19 protein-coding genes and 1 pseudogene are annotated in these 17,663 nt (G+C 68.3%); 11 read left to right on the top strand and 9 right to left on the bottom strand.

The features are described from left to right. Positions 1-67 precede the first annotated feature (67 nt). Complete coding sequence (locus OJF58_RS25745) at positions 68-517, bottom strand: Hsp20 family protein (protein ID WP_300780719.1); 450 nt, start codon at positions 515-517, stop codon at positions 68-70. 247 nt (positions 518-764) lie between these two features. Between OJF58_RS25745 and OJF58_RS25740 the strand changes: the two genes are divergently transcribed. Genes OJF58_RS25740 through OJF58_RS25720 form a run of 5 tightly spaced genes read left to right on the top strand, consistent with a single transcriptional unit; the run spans position 765 to position 4,676 of the window. After that, on the top strand, positions 765-908 hold the full coding sequence (locus OJF58_RS25740; RefSeq protein ID WP_300780718.1) for a hypothetical protein: 144 nt from the start codon (positions 765-767) through the stop codon (positions 906-908). Then, positions 905-2,245, top strand: a complete 1,341-nt coding sequence (gene cysG / locus OJF58_RS25735; RefSeq protein WP_300780717.1) for a siroheme synthase CysG — start codon at positions 905-907, stop codon at positions 2,243-2,245. Before OJF58_RS25740 ends, cysG begins: the two co-directional genes overlap by 4 nt. Next, the gene (locus OJF58_RS25730) at positions 2,245-2,559 is read left to right on the top strand and encodes a DUF2849 domain-containing protein (protein WP_300780716.1); all 315 of its coding nucleotides are present in this window, start codon (positions 2,245-2,247) and stop codon (positions 2,557-2,559) included. The genes cysG and OJF58_RS25730 overlap by 1 nt, the downstream gene beginning before the upstream one ends. Then, entirely contained in the window at positions 2,552-4,225 is a 1,674-nt protein-coding gene (locus OJF58_RS25725; RefSeq protein WP_300780714.1) for a nitrite/sulfite reductase, read from the top strand. Before OJF58_RS25730 ends, OJF58_RS25725 begins: the two co-directional genes overlap by 8 nt. Next, positions 4,212-4,676 carry a DUF934 domain-containing protein gene (locus tag OJF58_RS25720; protein WP_300780713.1) on the top strand — a complete coding sequence of 155 codons (465 nt, stop codon included), beginning with the start codon at positions 4,212-4,214 and terminating at the stop codon, positions 4,674-4,676. Before OJF58_RS25725 ends, OJF58_RS25720 begins: the two co-directional genes overlap by 14 nt. Here the strand turns inward: OJF58_RS25720 and OJF58_RS25715 are convergent. Genes OJF58_RS25715 through OJF58_RS27215 form a run of 4 tightly spaced genes read right to left on the bottom strand, consistent with a single transcriptional unit; the run spans position 4,654 to position 7,029 of the window. Next, entirely contained in the window at positions 4,654-5,046 is a 393-nt protein-coding gene (locus OJF58_RS25715; RefSeq protein WP_300780712.1) for a hypothetical protein, read from the bottom strand. The genes OJF58_RS25720 and OJF58_RS25715 overlap by 23 nt on opposite strands. Before the next feature lie 39 nt (positions 5,047-5,085). Then, positions 5,086-5,439 carry a nuclear transport factor 2 family protein gene (locus tag OJF58_RS25710; RefSeq protein WP_300780711.1) on the bottom strand — a complete coding sequence of 118 codons (354 nt, stop codon included), beginning with the start codon at positions 5,437-5,439 and terminating at the stop codon, positions 5,086-5,088. Then, positions 5,436-5,957 carry a methylated-DNA--[protein]-cysteine S-methyltransferase gene (gene ogt, locus OJF58_RS25705; protein WP_300780710.1) on the bottom strand — a complete coding sequence of 174 codons (522 nt, stop codon included), beginning with the start codon at positions 5,955-5,957 and terminating at the stop codon, positions 5,436-5,438. The genes OJF58_RS25710 and ogt overlap by 4 nt, the downstream gene beginning before the upstream one ends. After that, the gene (locus tag OJF58_RS27215; RefSeq protein WP_366526800.1) at positions 5,950-7,029 is read right to left on the bottom strand and encodes an AlkA N-terminal domain-containing protein; all 1,080 of its coding nucleotides are present in this window, start codon (positions 7,027-7,029) and stop codon (positions 5,950-5,952) included. The genes ogt and OJF58_RS27215 overlap by 8 nt, the downstream gene beginning before the upstream one ends. Positions 7,030-7,165: 136 nt before the next feature. Here OJF58_RS27215 and OJF58_RS25690 point away from each other — a divergent pair, with 136 nt between their 5' ends. The 3 genes from OJF58_RS25690 (at position 7,166) to OJF58_RS25680 (ending at position 9,105) form a co-directional block, all read left to right on the top strand. Next, a complete protein-coding gene (locus OJF58_RS25690; RefSeq protein ID WP_300780709.1) occupies positions 7,166-7,477 on the top strand; it encodes an antibiotic biosynthesis monooxygenase family protein in 312 nt (103 codons plus the stop codon). A 246-nt stretch (positions 7,478-7,723) separates the two neighbouring features. Continuing rightward, positions 7,724-8,632 (top strand): hypothetical protein, encoded by a 909-nt coding sequence (locus OJF58_RS25685; RefSeq protein ID WP_300780708.1) that lies wholly within the window; start codon positions 7,724-7,726, stop codon positions 8,630-8,632. A 68-nt stretch (positions 8,633-8,700) separates the two neighbouring features. Beyond that, on the top strand, positions 8,701-9,105 hold the full coding sequence (locus OJF58_RS25680) for a nuclear transport factor 2 family protein (protein WP_300780707.1): 405 nt from the start codon (positions 8,701-8,703) through the stop codon (positions 9,103-9,105). On the opposite strand, the gene OJF58_RS25675 is transcribed toward OJF58_RS25680, so the two are convergent. After that, on the bottom strand, positions 9,092-9,766 hold the full coding sequence (locus OJF58_RS25675) for a metalloregulator ArsR/SmtB family transcription factor (protein ID WP_300780706.1): 675 nt from the start codon (positions 9,764-9,766) through the stop codon (positions 9,092-9,094). The genes OJF58_RS25680 and OJF58_RS25675 overlap by 14 nt on opposite strands. Positions 9,767-9,860: 94 nt before the next feature. Between OJF58_RS25675 and OJF58_RS25670 the strand changes: the two genes are divergently transcribed. Then, positions 9,861-11,246: an MFS transporter gene (locus tag OJF58_RS25670; RefSeq protein WP_300780705.1), complete on the top strand. Its 1,386-nt coding sequence runs from the start codon at positions 9,861-9,863 to the stop codon at positions 11,244-11,246. 7 nt (positions 11,247-11,253) lie between these two features. Here the strand turns inward: OJF58_RS25670 and OJF58_RS25665 are convergent, their stop codons facing one another. Both OJF58_RS25665 and rpmE read right to left on the bottom strand, forming a co-directional pair. Next, on the bottom strand, positions 11,254-13,305 hold the full coding sequence (locus OJF58_RS25665) for a molybdopterin-dependent oxidoreductase (RefSeq protein ID WP_300780704.1): 2,052 nt from the start codon (positions 13,303-13,305) through the stop codon (positions 11,254-11,256). A 165-nt stretch (positions 13,306-13,470) separates the two neighbouring features. Continuing rightward, positions 13,471-13,674 (bottom strand): annotated as a pseudogene (rpmE, locus tag OJF58_RS25660) (50S ribosomal protein L31); the annotation flags it as partial. 131 nt (positions 13,675-13,805) lie between these two features. Between rpmE and cyaY the strand changes: the two are divergent. Continuing rightward, on the top strand, positions 13,806-14,111 hold the full coding sequence (gene cyaY / locus OJF58_RS25655) for an iron donor protein CyaY (protein WP_300780703.1): 306 nt from the start codon (positions 13,806-13,808) through the stop codon (positions 14,109-14,111). Continuing rightward, on the top strand, positions 14,108-15,862 hold the full coding sequence (locus OJF58_RS25650; RefSeq protein WP_300780702.1) for an ABC transporter transmembrane domain-containing protein: 1,755 nt from the start codon (positions 14,108-14,110) through the stop codon (positions 15,860-15,862). The genes cyaY and OJF58_RS25650 overlap by 4 nt, the downstream gene beginning before the upstream one ends. A gap of 114 nt (positions 15,863-15,976) precedes the next feature. Here OJF58_RS25650 and OJF58_RS25645 read toward each other — a convergent pair whose 3' ends face one another. After that, on the bottom strand, positions 15,977-17,617 hold the full coding sequence (locus OJF58_RS25645) for an AMP-binding protein (RefSeq protein ID WP_366526799.1): 1,641 nt from the start codon (positions 17,615-17,617) through the stop codon (positions 15,977-15,979). Between the last annotated feature and the right edge of the window lie 46 nt (positions 17,618-17,663).

Below are 17,663 nucleotides of genomic sequence, written 5' to 3'. Positions count from 1 at the left end.
AGAGGCGCCGCGGAGAACCGCGGCGCCCTTTTTCGATCCGTCAGCAGATCGCTCCGGACAGTCGAAGTCAGTGCGTCAGGGCGGGCTTGGCGGCCTCGGCCTTGATCTCGATCGCACGGGGCTTCTTCTCCTCCGGGATCTCGCGCTGCAGCTCGATCGTCAGCAGGCCGTTGGTAAGGCTCGCGCCCGTGACCTTCACATGGTCGGCGAGCTGGAACCGGCGCTCGAAGTTGCGCCCGGCGATGCCGCGATAGAGATACTGCTTGCCTTCGTCGCCGTTCGGCGCGCTTTGGCCGGTGACCAGGAGCTCATTCTCCTTCTGGGTCACGTTCAGCTCCGACTCGGCAAAGCCCGCGACCGCCATCACGATGCGGTAGGCGTTCTCGCCTGCCTTCTCGATGTTGTACGGGGGGTAGCCGTTACCGGAAGCCTGGCCTGCCACGCTGTCGAGCAGGTCGAACATCCGATCGAAGCCGACGGTGGCACGATAGAACGGCGAATAGTCGAATCCACGCATATCAGTCATCCTCCTAGCTGAGCGATGTCAATGTCGCCGCCCCGGGATGGGCACGGCGGACAGTGAAAATCTAGGAACGATCGGCGGCGCTTCAAGGGCGGCGGATTGCCCTCCGGACCGGATTTTTCTCGCGGCGGCCTGCCGGCGGAAGATTTTGTCCCAAGCCCGAGAACCTTCGGAAATTCACGCCCTGGCGGACATGCGAAAAAGCACCAGATCGAACGTGTGACCGAGGTGGGAGCAATCCGTGGCCCAGACCGATCTTTTCTCGCCGAGTCCCTGGCGCCGCTTCCACGAACGGCACCCTGACGCGATCCTCTGGCTCCGGGCGGCAGCCCAGCTCTTCGCCATGGTCGCCCTCGCGGTCGGACTGCGCGCGCTGGTGTCATGAAGCACCTGCCGCTTTTCTTCGATCTGGCCGGTCGTACGGTGCTCGTGGTTGGGCAGGGGGCGGCCGCCGAGCGGCGCGCTGCGCTCGCACGGTCGGCCGGGGCGGTCGTGCGGCGCGCCGAGGCGATCGCGCCCGCGCATCTGGCAGGTGCCACGGCGGCCTTCGTGGCCACCGGCGATACCGAGAGCGACAGGACGGCGGTTGCTGCCATCCGAAGCGCCCGGCTGCCCGTGAATGTCGCCGACTGTCCGGCCCTCAGCGATTTCATCGTGCCGGCGATCATCGATCGGGACGAGGTGGTGGTGGCGGTCTCGACGGCCGGCACCTCGCCCACCCTGGCGACGGAATTGCGGGCGCGGATCGAAGCGCTGTTGCCCGAGCGGGTGGGGGCGCTGGCGCGGCTCGCGGCGTCGTTCCGTACCCAGGCCAACGCCTTGATCGGCGATCCGGCGCGCCGGCGTGCGTTCTGGCGGCGTCTGGTCGCGGGACCGGCGGGGCGTCTGATGCTGTCCGGTGACGAGGCCGGCGCGCGCCGCCTCCTGCTCGGGGATCTCGAGGCCGCGCGACATGCCGGCCGGCCATCCGGCATCGCCCACATCGTCGGGGCCGGGCCGGGCGATCCCGATCTTCTGACCTTGCGCGCGGCGCAGCTTCTGCAGGAGGCCGACGTCATCCTGCACGACGACTTGGTGCCGCCGGCGATCCTCGGCCGCGCACGGCGCGACGCCGAGCTGGTCTGCGTCGGCAAGCGCAAGGGGCGCGCAAGCTGGGCGCAGAAGGAGATCGAGGCCGAGATGATCCGCCGCGTCCGTGCCGGCGAGATCGTCGTGCGCCTGAAGGCGGGCGATCCGTTCGTGTTCGGGCGCGGCGGCGAGGAGATCGAGGCGCTGCGCGCGGCCGGCCTTCCGGTATCGGTCGTGCCGGGCATCACCGCCGCGCTGGGCGTCGCCGCCTCGGTCGGCATCCCGCTGACGCACCGGCGTATCGCGTCCGCCGTCACTTTCGTGAGCGGCCATGCCGCGGCGGGGGCCCGGACGTCCGCCTGGCCGACGCTGGTCGCCCAGGGCCACACGGTCGCCGTCTATATGGGCGCCACGGAAGCCGTGTCCGTGCGCGACCGCCTGCTGGACGCCGGCGCGTCCCCTTCGACGCCGGTCGCCATCGTCGAAAACGGCACCCGACCCGATGAGCGCGTTTCGGTCGGACGTCTTTCGGATCTGGCGCGGCTCGCCGTCTCTCACACCTCCCGCGGCGACGCCGGTCCCAGCCTCATCATCGTCGGCGAGGTCGCGGCCTTCGCCGATGTCCGGCAACAACCTCTTGCTCAGGTGTCGTGATGGCCAAGAATCTCAGCGGCGACCTCCAGATCGCGTCTGCAAACCGCCTCGCCGACGGCATGGTGGTCTTCCTCGACGAGGCCGGCCAGTGGACCGGGCGGCTCGACCGGGCCGCGGTGGCGCGCGACAGGCGGGCGGCCGAAATCCTGCTCGAGCGCGCCCGTGTCGAATCCTTCACGGTCGTCGACCCCTTCCTGGTGGCGGTGGTCGAGGACGAGGCGGGGCACATCGAGCCGCTGTCGCTCAGGGAAAAGATCCGTGCCTCCGGCCTCACCTTCGCGGCCATCGCCGCCGAAGCGGTGCGCTATGCCTGATACGCATTTCTATCGCTACGACGAGTACGACCGCCGGCTGGTGGCCGAGCGCGTCGAGCAGTTCCGCGACCAGGTGCGCCGCCGTCTCGCCGGCGAGCTGACGGAGGAGCAGTTCAAGCCGCTGCGGCTCACCAACGGGCTCTACCTGCAGCTTCATGCCTACATGCTGCGGATCGCCATTCCCTACGGCACGCTGTCGTCACGCCAGTTGCGCAAGCTTGCCGAGATCGCTCGCAAGTACGACCGCGGCTACGGCCATTTCACCACCCGCCAGAACCTGCAGCTCCACTGGATCAAGCTCGAGCAGGCGCCGGATGCGATCGCGGCGCTGGCCGAGGTCGACATGCATTCGATCCAGACCAGCGGCAACTGCGTGCGCAACACCACGGCGGATCATTTCGCCGGCGCGGCGGCCGACGAGATCGAGGACCCGCGGGTGTGGTGCGAGATCGTGCGCCAATGGTCGACGCTGCATCCCGAATTCAGCTTCCTGCCGCGCAAGTTCAAGATCGCCATCACCGGCTCTCCCAACGACCGCGCCGCGGTGCGCGTGCACGATATCGGCCTCAGGCTCTGGCGCAACGACGAGGGCGAGGTCGGGTTCGAGGTGATCGTGGGCGGCGGCCTTGGGCGCACGCCGATGATCGGCAAGACGCTGCGGGAATTCCTGCCCAGGGACGAGCTGCTCGCCTATCTCGAGGCGACGCTGCGCGTCTACAACCGCTACGGCCGGCGCGACAATCTCTTCAAGGCGCGCATCAAGATCCTGGTGCACGAGATCGGCGCCGAGAAGATGCGGGAGGAGGTCGAGGCCGAGTACCGGTCCATGAAGGACAGCGCCCTCAAGCTCGCTCCCGAGACCGTCGAAGCCATCGCGCGACAGTTTGCACCGCCGCCGCTTCGGCCCGGGCGCACGCGCGTTCCGGAGGTGGAGGCGTTGAAGCTCGGGGACCCTGACTTCGCGCTCTGGCTCAAGTCGAACGTGGCGCCGCACCGCGTGCCGGGACACGCGATCGTGACGGCCTCGCTGAAGCCCGCCGGCGCGCCGCCGGGCGATGCCAGCGCGGCCCAGATGGAAGGCGTGGCCGATATCGCCGACATGTACAGCTTCAGCGAGATACGCGTCAGCCACGAGCAGAACCTCGTGCTGCCGCACGTCGCGATCGAGGATTTGCCGGCCGTCTATCGCGCGCTCGGCCGGCTGGGATTTGCCGAAGCCAATGTCGGCAAGATCACCGATATCATCGCCTGCCCGGGGCTCGACTACTGCTCGCTCGCCAACGCCCGCTCGATCCCGGTGGCGCAGCGCATCTCCACTCGCTTCGCCGCGCTCGCGCGGCAGCACGATATCGGCGATCTGAAGATCAAGATCTCCGGCTGCATCAACGCCTGCGGCCATCACCACGTGGGCCATATCGGCATCCTGGGCGTCGACAAGAACGGCGTCGAGCTCTACCAGATCAGCCTCGGCGGCGACGTCGATTTCGGGCAGACCTCGCTCGGCACGATCCTCGGCCCGGCCGTACCGGCGGACCGGGTCGTCGAGGCGGTGGAGGCGCTGGTCGCCGTCTACCTCGACGCCCGGAGGGCAGGCGAGCGTTTCGTCGACACGTACCGACGTCTCGGCATCCAGCCGTTCAAGGAGCGTGTCTATGCCGCTGTATAGGGAAGGTTCCGCGGCGCCGGTTGCCGATGACGGACCGGCGCCGGCGCCGCTTGCCGATTGGCTCGGCGACCGCCGCGGGTCCGCGGTGGCGCTCCTCAACACCGACGACGCGGAGGCGCTGCGGCCGCATCTCGCGGCGCTGACGCTGATCACGCTGCATTTCCCCAAGTTCAGCGACGGTCGCGCCTACAGCCAGGCCCGCATCCTGCGCGAGCGGTTGGGCTATGGCGGCGAGTTGCGCGCGGTCGGGAACGTCCTGCAGGATCAGCTCCCGTTCCTGCTGCGGTGCGGCTTCGACTCGTTCGAGAGCGAGCAGAAGGGGTTTGGCGAGGCGCTGCTCAAGGCGCGCACCCTGTTCAGCGTCGTCTATCAGCCCACCGAGGATGGCCGGCCGACGGCCTCGCAGCTTCGCTTGCTCGGCCGCCGCGTCATGCTCGCGGCGGCGGAGTGACGTCGGGCTGCGTCGCCAGCCATGTGCGCCCTTCTTCTACCTTCCGGAAGATCCTGAGCGGTCGTTTCGCGCCGCCGAGATTGGCGAAACGCCTGCCGAGGATGAAGTCCTCGTCGGAGCCGACGACGAGGGCGATCGGACCGCGCGGCTCCATGCTGGCATAGGCGCTGACCCGGGCGCCGAGAACCATCATGTCGTCGTCACTGATCGAGAACCGGGCCTTGGATGCATCGAACAGCTTTGCGTAAGGCATCGCGTCGTCGACGGCCACCTTGTCGAAATAGTCGAGGATCTCGCTCAGGCCGACGAGACCTTCAGCATTGGTATGGACGAGGCGCCGGCTGTGGTCGATGTCGATGCGAAGAGGCACGGCAACTCATTATGATGATCGCCGGCCAAACGACAAGCCTCAGCTCCGCGCCACCTGCGCGGCCACGCACAGCCATCGACCGTCGCGGCGCGCATAGATGTCGGTGTAGCGGCCCTTGCCCGACCGCCCGTCCGGCAAGGTGTAGGTCGTGCGCGCGTGCACGATCGCGAAGTCGCCCATCAGGCGCACATTGACGTCGTGGCAGGCGAGATCCCTGATCTTCACCGGCGGGGCGATCTGCTTCAGGAAACCCTGCTTGTCGACGAGCGAGCCATCGGGGTTCGTGTTCAGGAAATCCTGCGACAGGATCTCCTCGAAACGCCTGGCGTCGCCGTTCTGCACCGAGGTGATGTAGTCGCGGTTGAGCGCCTGAAGCGTTTCCAGGTCGTTCATAGCCTCACTCCTTCATGGGCGAGCAGCCATTGCTTGCGATCGAGGCCGCCGCCATAGCCGGTCAGGCTGCCGTTCGAGCCGATCACGCGATGGCAGGGCACGACGATGCTGATGGGGTTCTGCCCGTTGGCAAGGCTGGCCGCCCGCACTGCCCTGGGCTTGCCGATGCGTGTCGCGAGCTCGGCATAGCTGATGGTCGTGCCGTCCTTGATCCGGCGCAACGCGCGCCAGACGCTGGTCTGGAAGGGCGTGCCGCTGGTGGCGACCGGAAGGCTGCGCAAGATCGCGATATCGCCCGCAAAGTAGCGCCGCATGGCCGACGTCAGACTGCCGGGATCGCGCGCGGGCGTCAGGGTGTAGCGCGCCTTGCCGTAGAACCGGTCGAGCAGGCGCTTCAGGCGCGCCTCGTGGTCGGTCCAGTCGATGGCGCGCAGCTTGGCGTTGCGGTCGGCGAGCACGATCAGTTCGCCGATCGGTGTGGCCAGCCGGTCGATCAGCAGCGAAAGCGGCTCAGCCATGCGAGGCCATCCTGAGATGCTGGGCGGCATAGGCATGCCAGGGACGCCATGCCGGGGGCGCCTGCTCGTCGAGAGAAGCCCCGACCGTATCGCGGTCCCAGTCGCCGGGCGCCCGCAGGCCGGGCCGCTTGGCGATCAGCGGCGCGAGCCTGGGGTCGCGGGCGAGATGGCTGCCGATCGTGGCGATGTCGGCGCCGAGGTCGAATACGCGCTTCACGCGGGCCACGATCGCCGGAAGAGCGCGCACCTCCGGAAAGCGGATGGTGACGGCGACCGCATGGCGCTCCGGCAGATGGGCGACGGCGACGCTGCCCGTCCTGCCGTCGAGCTCGATGATGCGATGCCAGACATCGCCCTCGACATGCTCGACGCGCCGGTCGGCGCGTGCTGCCAGCGCATCGAGCATGCCGGGCCAGTCGTAGGGCGGGCGGTAGGAGAGGCGCAGGGTGACGCCTTCGGCCGCGGAAGTGTCCGAGCTCCCTTTTGCCCCCTTGCGGGCGCGCCGCAGCGCGCTCGGCGGCCGGCCGAACATCTTGCGGAAAGTCTCGTTGAACCGCCGCACGCTGCCGAAGCCTGCCGACAGGGCGACCTCCGTCATGGGCAGATGCGTATCGTGGATGAGGTGCTTGGCGAACAATACGCGCCGCGTCTGGGCGACCGCGATGGGCGAGGCGCCGAGATGCTGCTGGAACAGGCGGCGAAGCTGCCGGCCGCCGACCCCCAGCCGTTCCGCCAGCGCCTCGACGCCGGCTTCGCTTTCGTCGAGTGCGCCCTCGGCGATCAGCTTCAGGGCGCGGCTCACCGTATTGGAGGTCCCGCGCCAGAAGGCGAGCTCCGGAGCGATCTCCGGCCGGCACCTGAGGCAGGGTCGAAAGCCCGCTTCCTGGGCCGCGGCGGCGGAGGCGAAGAAGCGGCAGTTCGCGAACTTCGGCGTGCGGGCCGGGCAGATCGGCCGGCAATAGATGCCGGTCGAGGTGACGCCCACGAAGATGCGGCCGTCGAAACGGGCATCGTGGGTCTGGAAAACGCGATAGCAGGCTTCGCGGTCGAGGAGTTCCCGGGAAGGTTCCATGCCGGGAATCATTCCATTTCCCTCGGTCCGGTGCTGGCGGTTTTCGGACATCATTGATCGGTTCGGCTGCTGCCGAAGCTTCGGCATCGGGTCCTGCCTATCGTCGGGACATCGACTTTAGCAACAGGAGGAACCCATGGTCGATGTGAAGAGCGCGAACGGCGGGCTCGTGGTGACGGCTTTCTGGGAAGCCAAGGCGGGCGAAGCGGATGCGGTCCTGGACATCCTGAAACGCTTCCTGCCCCAGGCCCAACGGGAGCCGGGCGTCGAGGCTTTCCAAATCCACCAGTCCCTGACCGAGCCGGCGAAATTCTTCTTCTACGAGGTCTTCCGGGATGAAGCCGCGTTCGGCGCCCATCAGCAGACCGAGCACTTCAAGACCCTGATCCAGGGGGAGGCGCTGCCGAGGCTCGCCAAACGCGAGCGCGCCCAGCATCGCTTCGTCTGAGGCACAGTCTGAGGCGCAGAAATGTCACAGATCCGGACCTGGAGCCGGGTGAGATCCCCGGCTCCGCTGTGACAAAGCGATCTGCCGTCGGGCAACCTTCGCGCGTGCGCTGCCGTTTTCCTGCCGTGATGCCTCCCGGAGGACGCGCATGAACGCCATCATCTACCTGGTCGGGCTCGTCGTGATCGTCATGGCGATCCTGTCTTTCATCGGCCTGCGCTGATCGCCCCAGAAAAGGAGAGAGCCATGTCCGACGTGGTTCCGGCCGCCGACGTCGCCGTTCGCGCGCCGCGGTTTCAGTATCTCGAATGGGGCCCTGTCATCGCCGGCGCCATCGGTGCGGCGGCGATCTCGTTCGTCCTGCTGACCTTCGGCTCGGCGCTGGGCCTGTCGGCGATCTCGCCCTATCCGTACCGTGGCCTGTCGGCCCCCACCTTTCTGGTTGTGGCGACGCTCTACATCGCCCTGGTGCAGGTCTGCAGCTATGCCGCCGGCGGCTATCTGGCCGGCCGGATGCGCACGCCGTGGGCGGACGGCGCGGAGACCGAGCGCCATTTCCGCGATGGCGCCCACGGTTTCGCCGTCTGGGCCCTCGGGCTGGTCATCTCGGCCGCGGTTGTCGCATCGGGCGTCGGCGGCGCGGCCAAGACGGCGATCGAGGCAACCTCGGCCGTGACGGCCGGTGCAGCGGGAGGCGCAACAGGCGCCGCGACATCGTCGGTGCCAAATCCCGCGCAATACGCCACCGACCTCCTTTTGCGGCCGTCTGCCAATGCTCCAGCCAACGCGACACAGAACGAGGGTGCGGTCGATCCGGCTTCCCTTGCACGAGTCTTCACCCGCAGCCTGGCCAGCGGCTCGTTGTCCGACGAAGACAAGGGCTATCTCGGGGCAGTCGTCGCACGGCAGACCGGCCTGTCGCAGGCCGACGCCGAGAAGCGCGTCGACGGAGCTTATGCCGAGGCGAAGAAGGCCGAGCAGAAGGCGCGCGACCTCGCGAACGAGGCACGCAAGAAGACTGCGCTGGCGGGCTTCCTGACCGCCGCCACCTTCGCGGTCGCCTGTGCCGCGGCCTGCGTCGCCGCAGGCCTCGGCGGGCGCGATCGGGACGAGAAGAGCGTCAGGTACTGGCTGGGCGCCGCGCGGTTCTGGTAGGTCGCGTCCGAACTCCGCCAGCGCCCCGCGCCGTCGGTGTCATTCTCGTCCCAAGAGGAGGGACGAGGATGATCGATATTGAAGTGCAGGATTTCGTGACTAGGTTCGCCGCCGCCTGGGCGGCGCGGAGCGGCGAGGCTTTCCTCGCGCTCTGGCATCCGGAGGGCTGGCTGCATTCGCCGCTCTACGACCGGCCGGTGGCCGGCCGGGAACTGGGCCGGCTCACGGACGTCGTGAAGGAGCATGCGCCCGACAGCGTTTGGCAACTGCTCGATTGGACAGCCCGCGGCGATATCGTGATCATCGAATGGCAGAACACCCGAACGGCGGGCGGAAAGCGCTTCGACTGGCGCGGCGTGGACAAGTTCCGCCTGCGCGACGGCAGAATCCTCGAAGAGCGCGTCTATGCGGACACGGCCTCGCTGCGGGCGGCGGCGAAGGGGGAACGCCTCGAGGCGATCATTCGTCTTTGATCACGGTCGTTGGCCGGCGTGGCGATCCGCCGATGCGGTAGGCACAGCGGCGTGCGCCCGCCAGGACGTGATCGATCCGCTCGACCGTGACACCGGCGCCGAGCACGGCACGAAAAATCGCGAGCTCCGAGCGGCAAAGGCCCTGGCACGCCGCCGCGGCGGCACAGATCGGGCAATGGTCCTCGACGAGCAGGTACGTTCCTTTCGCCTCTTCGACCACGCTCGCCATATAGCCTTCGCGGTTGCGCATCGCTGCGAGCGCCGTCAGCCGCTGGCGCAGCGAACGTCCGTTCCCGACGGCCTTGCGATAGTCGGCGAGCGCGGTGCGGCGACGGTGCTCGATCAGCCTTTCCAGTCCATGGTCGCCGAAGATCGCGCGTGTCGAACGCAGGAGTTCGAGGGTGAGGTCGGAATGACGGTCGGGAAAGCGGCCATGTCCTCGCGCGGTAAGGCCCCAGTATCGCCTCGGCCGTCCCCAGCCATGACGACGGTTTTCCGCTTCCACGAGGCCGGCGGCCTGCAGCTTGAGCAGATGCTGCCGCGCGCCGGTGGATGTCATGCCGAAACGCCGGCCGACCTCGGCCGCGGTCTGCGGCCCGCGTGTCTTGAGGTGAAACAGGATGCGGTCCCGCTGACGGTCGCTGACTTCGGCTTGACTCATGTCGCCGTTATTTTAGAAAGGAATTACTACCTAAAATAACCTGCACGTCGATCGTCGGCAACCGTGCACCGGGTCTTGAGAGGAGGCGATCGTCATGGAGGGTGCAGCAGACGCGGGGTGGCGGTCGCTTCTCCGGCCGGCGTGGATGCCGACGCTCGCCGTGCTGCTGTGCGGCGTGCTGCTGCAATCCATGAACGTGCTGATGCTATCGACGGTCCTGCCCAGCATCGTCGGCGAGCTGGGCGGCGTCGACATGATGAGCTGGCCCACGACGGCCTACCTCGCCTCGTCGATCACCGCCGCGACCTGTGCGGCGATGCTGGCCACCATCTTCGGCGTGCGCGCGACCTACTGCACCGGCGTGACGATCTTCGGCGTGGGTGCACTTCTTTGTTCCACGGCGCCGACGATGGGCTGGATCGTCGCCGGTCGTCTCGTGCAGGGCTTCGGCGGCGGACTCGAGGCAGCGGTGGCCTATGTCGTGGTGCGCCGCGCGCTCCCCGAAGCCGTCTGGGCGCGGGCGATCGCCCTGGTGTCGGGAATGTGGAGCATGTCGGTCCTGCTGGGGCCGCTGGTCGGCGGCCTCTTTGCGCGGCTCGGCGACTGGCGCGGCGCCTTCGTCTCGGTGGCGGCCATCGCGGCGCTGCTGGTCGTGGGCGCGTTCATCGTCCTGCGGTTCGCTGCGCCGGATGGAAGGTCGCCGACGCCGCGCATGCCAGCCGCGCGCGTGGCTCTGATTTGCCTCGCCATCGCCGCCACCTCGGCGGCGTCTACGGTCGTGGCACCGCTCGCCAAGGCCGGGCTGATCGCGTTCGCAATCCTGTCGCTCGCCGTGATGCTGCGGCTCAATCGCGATGCCGTCATGCCGCTCCTGCCGCGGGACTCCTTCCGCCTGAGCACGCCGACCGGCATCGGCCTGTGGCTGGCGCTGCTGCTCTGCATCACCTTCAGTCCGCTGCAGCTCTACGTGCCGATCTTCCTGCAGCGCCTGCACGGGCTCGATCCGCTGGCCGCCGGCTACGCCGTCGCCGGCGCCTCCATGGGATGGACCGCAGCTTCCCTCGCGACCGCCGGAGCGGCCGACGTCTGGCGCGATCGGCTGATGCAGACCGGACCGGTCGTCATGGCGGTCGGCCTGCTGGGCATAGCACGGCTCATGCCGGCATCCGGATCGGTCTGGCTCTACGTTGCCATCGCGGTCGTGGGCGTCGGCATCGGCCAATGCTGGCCGTTCGTGGCGCATCGGGTCATGAGCGGAGCGCAATCGGGCGATGAAACCGTCGCCGCGTCGTCGGTGCCGACCGTGCAGCAGATGGGTTTCGCCCTGGGCGCGGCGCTTGCCGGCCTCGCGGCGAATGCCAGCGGCCTCGGCAACGAGGCCGCTGGCGATCGTACGGCCGAGGCTGCCTTCTGGGTGCCGGCGAGTTTCGTCCTGCCGGCAGCCCTTGCCTGTCTCGCCAGCCTGCGGCTGAACCGCTGACGGTCGATCACTCCGCCGCGGCCCGCGACGTCTCGGTCCACGGCCCGACCTCGAGGAAGGTGCTCTGGTAGGTGGCGCCTTCGCCGATGTCGGTGTAGCGGTCGGAGCAGAGCATATTGACCGTGCCGGACAGCGCCTCGCCGGTCGGGCGCTGGCCCGGCACCAGCACGACTCCGGGCCGCACCTCGTCGCTCACGCGCAGGAGGAGGCCGACCTCGGCGCGGTCGTTGAACAGGCGGACATTGCTGCCGTCCTTCAGGCCGCGCGCGGCCGCATCGTCGGGATGAAGGATGCAGAACGGCGTGCCCTCGCGCTTGCGCAGGAAGGCCACGCCGGAGAAGGCGGTATGTGCCTGGAAATAGCCTGGCGCGGTGAGAAGCCGGAGCGGCCACTTCTTGGCGTCCGCCGTCTCGATCGGGTCTTCGTTCCAGTCCGGCATCGGCGGCAAACCCTGCCCGGCAAGCTGCGCGGAATAGAATTCGAGCTTGCCCGACGGCGTCCTGAACGGCTGGCCGTCCGTCTCGTGGGCAATGTGCACCGGCGTGCCCGCCAGCAGCTTTTCCGGGTCGGCCTTTGCAGCCGGGCCGGTGGCGCCCTCGAACAGCTTCTTCACGGCTTCCCGCGGCGGGAGGGTGAAGATGCGGTCGGTGAGTCCCATGCGTTGCGCGAGCGCCTGCGCAACATCGAAATTGGATCGCGCCTGGCCGCGCGGCTCGGCCGCCTTCTGGCCCCATTGCATCCAGTAGGCGCCATAGCCGCGGTAGAGATCGTCGGTCTCGAGGTAGCTCGCCGCCGGCAGCACAATGTCGGCAAACTTCGCCGTGTCGGTGAGAAAGGGATCGTGCACCACGGTGAAGAGATCCTCGCGCGCAAGGCCCTGCCGGACCTTGTGCACCTCGGGGCAGGTCACGGCGGGATTGTTGGCCGAGATGTAGAGGGCGCGGATCGGCGGGTCCTGCATGTTGAGAAGGGCGTCGCCCAGCCGCAGATGATTGACCATGCGCGACGTCGCCGGACCCGACGGCTTGCGGATCGCGTTGTAGTTGAGATCGCAGGACGCGGCGGTGAGGAGGAGGGCGCCGCCGCCCCTGACGCCGTAATGGCCGCTGACGCCCGGCAGCAGCGCCACGGCGCGCAGCGCCTGGCCGCCCGCGGCAAGCCGCGTCATGCCTTCGCCGAGACGGATGAGCGCCGCCTTCGCCCGCCCATACATCGCCGCGAGCTTCTCGATGTCGGCGACGGCGAGTCCGGTGATCTCCGCGACGCGCGCCGGCGTGAACCGGGGCAGGATCTCGCGCTCGACGCGCTCGAAGCCCAGCGTGTTCGTCGCGATATAGTCGCGGTCGACAAGGCCGTCGCGGACGAGGATGTGCATCACGCCCAGCGCGAGCGCCGCGTCGGTGCCGATCCTGATGGGAAGGTAGAGGTCGGCGGCCTTGGCGCTGCGCGTGCGGCGCGGGTCGATGACGATCAGGGGAACGCCGCGCGTTTTCTTCTGCTCCTCGACCAGCGCCCAGAAATGGACGTTGGTCGCCGCGAGATCGGCGCCCCAGGAGATTACGAGATCGGAGTGCACGACCGTCTCCGGATCGGCCCCGCCGACCGGCCCCACCGTCAGGTCCCAGGCGGTCTCGCAGCACGTGTCGCAAACGGTGCCGGCCTGCAGGCGCGACGCTCCCAGCGCGTGGAAGAGCCCGTTCACCAGCCCCCGGTTCATCAGGCCCTGGTGCGCGGAGTAGGCATAGCCCAGCAGCGCGAGCGGCCCGCTTTCGTTGACGATCGCCTTCCACCGGGCACTGATCTCGTCGAGCGCCGCGTCCCACGAGATGGGCTCGAACTGTCCGGCGCCCTTCGGACCGCTGCGCTTGAGCGGCGTCAGGATGCGGTCCGGCGAGTTGACGTTGTCGGCGTCGCGGTTGACCTTGCCGCAGGCGAAGCCGGCCGTATAGGGATGATCGGGATCGCCCTGCACACGGACCACCTTGCCATCCTCGACATGCGCGATGAGCGAGCACATGTCGGGACAATCGTGTGCACAGACGACGCGTACTCTTTTCACCAACCGTCTCCCGAGAGAAGGAAAACGGCAGTGTATCAGAGGCTCGCGGAAATGCCGGCCCTACTTCTTCTTGGCCCTGGCGGCGCCCTTCGCCGGCACCACTTCCGGCTTGGTCCCGGAGGCTTTCGTGCCGGCGCCCATCGCGCTGGTGGCCGAGCCCGTCATGCCGAAGCGGTCCTTGAAGCGCTGCACGCGCCCGCCGCGATCGACGCTCTGGCGCACGCCCGTCCAGGCGGGGTGGGTCTTAGGATCGATGTCGAGACGCATGGTCGCGCCTTCCTTGCCCCAGGTCGACTTCGTCTTGAACGACGAGCCGTCGGTCATCACCACGTTGATCTCGTGGTAGTCGGGGTGGATCTTCTCTTTCATAAGCTTCTCCGGCGCCTGTGGGCCGATTTCCGACCGGCCTTGCGCAATGGCGGCCGCTGTATAACGGCCCTGGGGTGTGTCCACAAGCCCGGTTGTCGGGCCTTTCCGACGCTTGTAGACCGGCCGGCGTCATGACCGATTCAGCCTTTGAAAGCCTGGCGGACAGCCTCCTGGAAGCCCTGGAGGAGGATATCGGCGACCATGCGGAGGCGGAGCTGCAGGGCAGCGTGCTGACGGTGGAAGGCGAGGGCGGTACCTGGATCGTCAATAAACATGCACCCACCCGGCAGATCTGGCTGAGCTCACCGAGGTCGGGCGCACGCCATTACGCCTTCGACCCCGGGTCGGGATTGTGGCAGGACACGCGCGGAAGCGGCGATCTGCTCACCACCCTTTCGGAGGAGCTCGGCGTTGCTTTGAGATGGCGGCCGGCATGAACCGATTTGCAGGACTGAGACTGCTCGGTCCCTATCTGCGGCCTCACCGCGGCCGGGTGGCGCTGGCCTTGCTGTCCCTCGTTGTCGCGGCGGGCACGGTGCTGGCCTTCGGCGCCTGCCTGCGGGCGCTGATCGATCGCGGATTCAGCCACGGTCAGCCGGCCGTTCTCGACTATGCCCTGGCGTCGGTGCTGGTGGTCGCGGCCGTTCTGGCGCTCGCCTCGGGCTCGCGCTTCTACCTCGTCTCCTGGCTCGGCGAGCGGGTGGTGGGCGACTTGCGGCGCGATCTCTTCGCCCATGTCGTGCGGCTCGGGCCGGCCTGGTTCGAGATCAAGCGGTCGGGCGACGTCATGAGCCGCATCTCCTCGGACGCCCAGCTCATCGAGCAGGTGATCGGCTCCTCGGCCTCGGTGGCGCTGCGCAACACACTGATGTGCCTGGGCGGCATCGTCATGCTGGTGGTCACCAATCCCAAGCTCGCCGCGCTGGTCCTCGCGATCGTGCCGGTGGTGGTGGCACCCATCATTCTGTTCGGCCGCCGGGTGCGGGCGCTTTCGCGCGAGGCGCAGGCACGCATCGCCGACCTCGTCTCGGAAGGCGCCGAGACTCTCGACGGCGTGCGCACGGTCCAGGCCTTTGCGCAGGAGGAACGGGCGGCCCGGCATTTCAGCGCGGCGACGGAACTCGCCTTCGGGGCGGCGATCCAGCGCATCACGCGCCGCGCGATCATGACGACGCTGGTCATCTTCATCGTCTTCGCGGCAGTAGGCTTCTTGCTGTGGATCGGCGGCCAGGACGTGATCGCCGGCCGCATCACGGCCGGCGACCTCTCGGCCTTCGTTTTCTATGCCGTGCTGGTGGCGAGCTCGGGCGGGGCGATCAGCGAGACGATCGGCGACCTGCAGCGGGCGTCGGGCGCCGCCGAGCGGCTGTCCGAGCTCAAGGCCGAGCCGCCGGTGATCGTCGAGACCGATCGGCCGAAGGCGCTGCCGCAGCCTGTCCGCGGCGCGATTGCCTTCGACGAGGTGTCCTTCCGCTATCCCACCCGGCCGGAGACGCGGGCGCTCGATCGCTTCGACCTCGCCGTCGCGCCCGGCGAAACGGTCGCGATCGTCGGACCGTCGGGCGCCGGCAAGACGACGGTGTTCAACCTCCTGCTGCGCTTCTATGACCCCGAAGCCGGAGCGGTGCGCCTCGACGGCGTGGATATCCGCGAGCTGCGGCTGCGGGAACTGCGGCGCAACCTGGCGATCGTGCCGCAGGAGCCCGTGCTCTTCACGGCGACGGTCGCCGACAACATCCGCTACGGCCAGCCGGACGCCACCGATGCCGAGGTGAGGGCGGCAGCCGAGGCTGCCTCGGCGCTGGGCTTCGTCGAGGCCCTGCCGCAGGGCTTTGACACGCACCTTGGCGCGCGCGGCGTGCGGCTGTCGGGCGGCCAGCGGCAGCGCATCGCCATTGCGAGGGCGCTGCTCTGCGATCCCGCGGTCCTGCTGCTCGACGAGGCCACCAGCGCGCTCGATGCCGAGAGCGAGCTGGCGGTCCAGCAGGCGCTCGACCGGCTGATGCACAAGCGCACCACCCTGGTGATCGCGCATCGCCTCGCCACGGTGCAGAAGGCAGACCGGATCGTGGTGGTCGACGAGGGGCGGGTGGTGGATGTCGGCACTCATCTCGAGCTGGCCCGTCGCGATGGCCTCTATGCCCGGCTGGCCGAGCTGCAGTTCAACCTGTCTGCGGCCGCAAGCTGAAACTTTCTCAAAGAAAGTTATGGATTATCGTTTGTGCTCAGGTAATTGAAAGCCGGGCCGACATTCAGTCTTCGTCTAATTTGACAGTGGCAGGATTGAGCAATCGAGTCTTTCTTAGCCGACGGAGCCCGCCTTTCGTTCGGCGTCCAGTCGGCGCAGCTCGCGCCGCAGGATCTTGCCGGTCGTGGTGAGGGGCAGCTCGGCCACGAACTCGACTTCGCGCGGATATTCGTGCGCGGCGAGGCGGGTCTTCACGTGCGCCGCGAGGTCGGCCTTCAGCGCGTCCGTCGGCGCGATCTCCGGGCGGAGCTGGACGAAGGCCTTCACGATCTCGGTGCGCACCTTGTCGGGCACGCCGACGACTCCGACCATGGCGACTGCCGGGTGCTTCATCAGGCACTCCTCGATTTCGCCCGGGCCGATGCGGTAGCCGCCGGACGTGATCACATCGTCGTCGCGGCTCTTGAAGTAGACGTAGCCGTCCTCGTCGATCCGGCCGAGATCGCCGGTCAGCAGCCAGTCGCCGGCATATTTGCGCGCCGTCGCCTCGGGATTGCGCCAGTATTCGAGCATGACGATCGGATCGTGCCGCCAGCCGGCGATCTGGCCTTCCTCCCCGGGCGGCAGGACCTCGCCGTCGGGGCCCACGATCGCGACCTTGCGACCGGGGCAGGCGCGGCCGCAGGAGCCCGCGCGCACCTCGAACCAGTCCGGCGAGTTGAGCAGCATCATGTTCATCTCGGTCTGGCCGTAGCCCTCGGAAATGGTCGTGCCGAAGGTTTCGCGGCCCCAGGCCAGAAGCTCCTCGCCCATGGCCTCGCCGCCGGTGCAGACGGCTCGCAGTTCGTAGTCCCAACGCTCGCGCGGGCGGCCGACCTGCCGCATCATCTTGAGCGCGGTCGGCGGGATGAAGCTCACGCCCACCTTGTGCCGCGCCAGCAGGGCGAAGGCGCGCTCGGGATCGAACTTCGCGAATCGATGCGCCACGACGGGCGTGCCGTAGTACCAGGCCGGGAAGAGCGAATCGTAGAGGCCCGCGATCCAGGCCCACTCCGCCGGCGTCCACATGACCTCGTTGCCGCGCGGCCAGTGGCCGAGCCACTGCTCCACAGGCGGGATGCAGCCCAGCAGCATGCGATGGGCGTGCAGCGCGCCCTTGGGCTGGCCGGTGGTGCCCGAGGTGTAGATCAGGAGCGCGGGATCCTCGGCCGCGGTGTCGACCGTGGCGAAGCTTTCCGCGCCCGACTCGACCAGGCGGCCCCAGTCGAGGAAACCGTCGCCGTGCGCGCCCGCACCGATGACGATGATCGTCCGAAGATGCGGCAGGCGGTCGCGCACGGCCAGCAGCTTGGGCAACTGGCTCATCTCGGTGACGATCGCCGAGGCCTGGGCGTTGGCCAGCCGATATTCGACCGCCTCCTCGCCGAACAGGGTGAAGAGCGGCAGCACGACGCAGCCCATGCGATAGCCGGCGAGGTGGCTGATCGTGAGCTCCGCGCCCTGGCTCAGGAACACCGCCAGACGATCGCCTCTTTCGAGGCCGTGCGCGACAAGAGCGTTCGCGAGTCGCGAGCTCGCATCGAGGAGCTGGCCGAAGGTCCAGTGGCGCACGCTGCCGCCGGCGTTTTCCACAATCAGCGCCAGGGTCTCGCGTGGATGGCGCTCGCAGACGGCGCGGGCGATGTTGAAGCGGTCGGGCCGAGGCCAGCGGAACCGGCGCATCGCTTCTTCGTAGGAAAAACCGCGGGGAATCATGATGGAGGCCACTTTATGGCAGGTGGACCATCCCAAGCCAGCGGGA

It is taken from the genome of Enhydrobacter sp. (genome assembly GCF_030246845.1).
Classification (GTDB): domain Bacteria; phylum Pseudomonadota; class Alphaproteobacteria; order Reyranellales; family Reyranellaceae; genus Reyranella.
The sequence above is the reverse complement of the archived record's forward strand: the minus strand, read 5'-3'. Positions and strand labels throughout refer to the sequence as shown.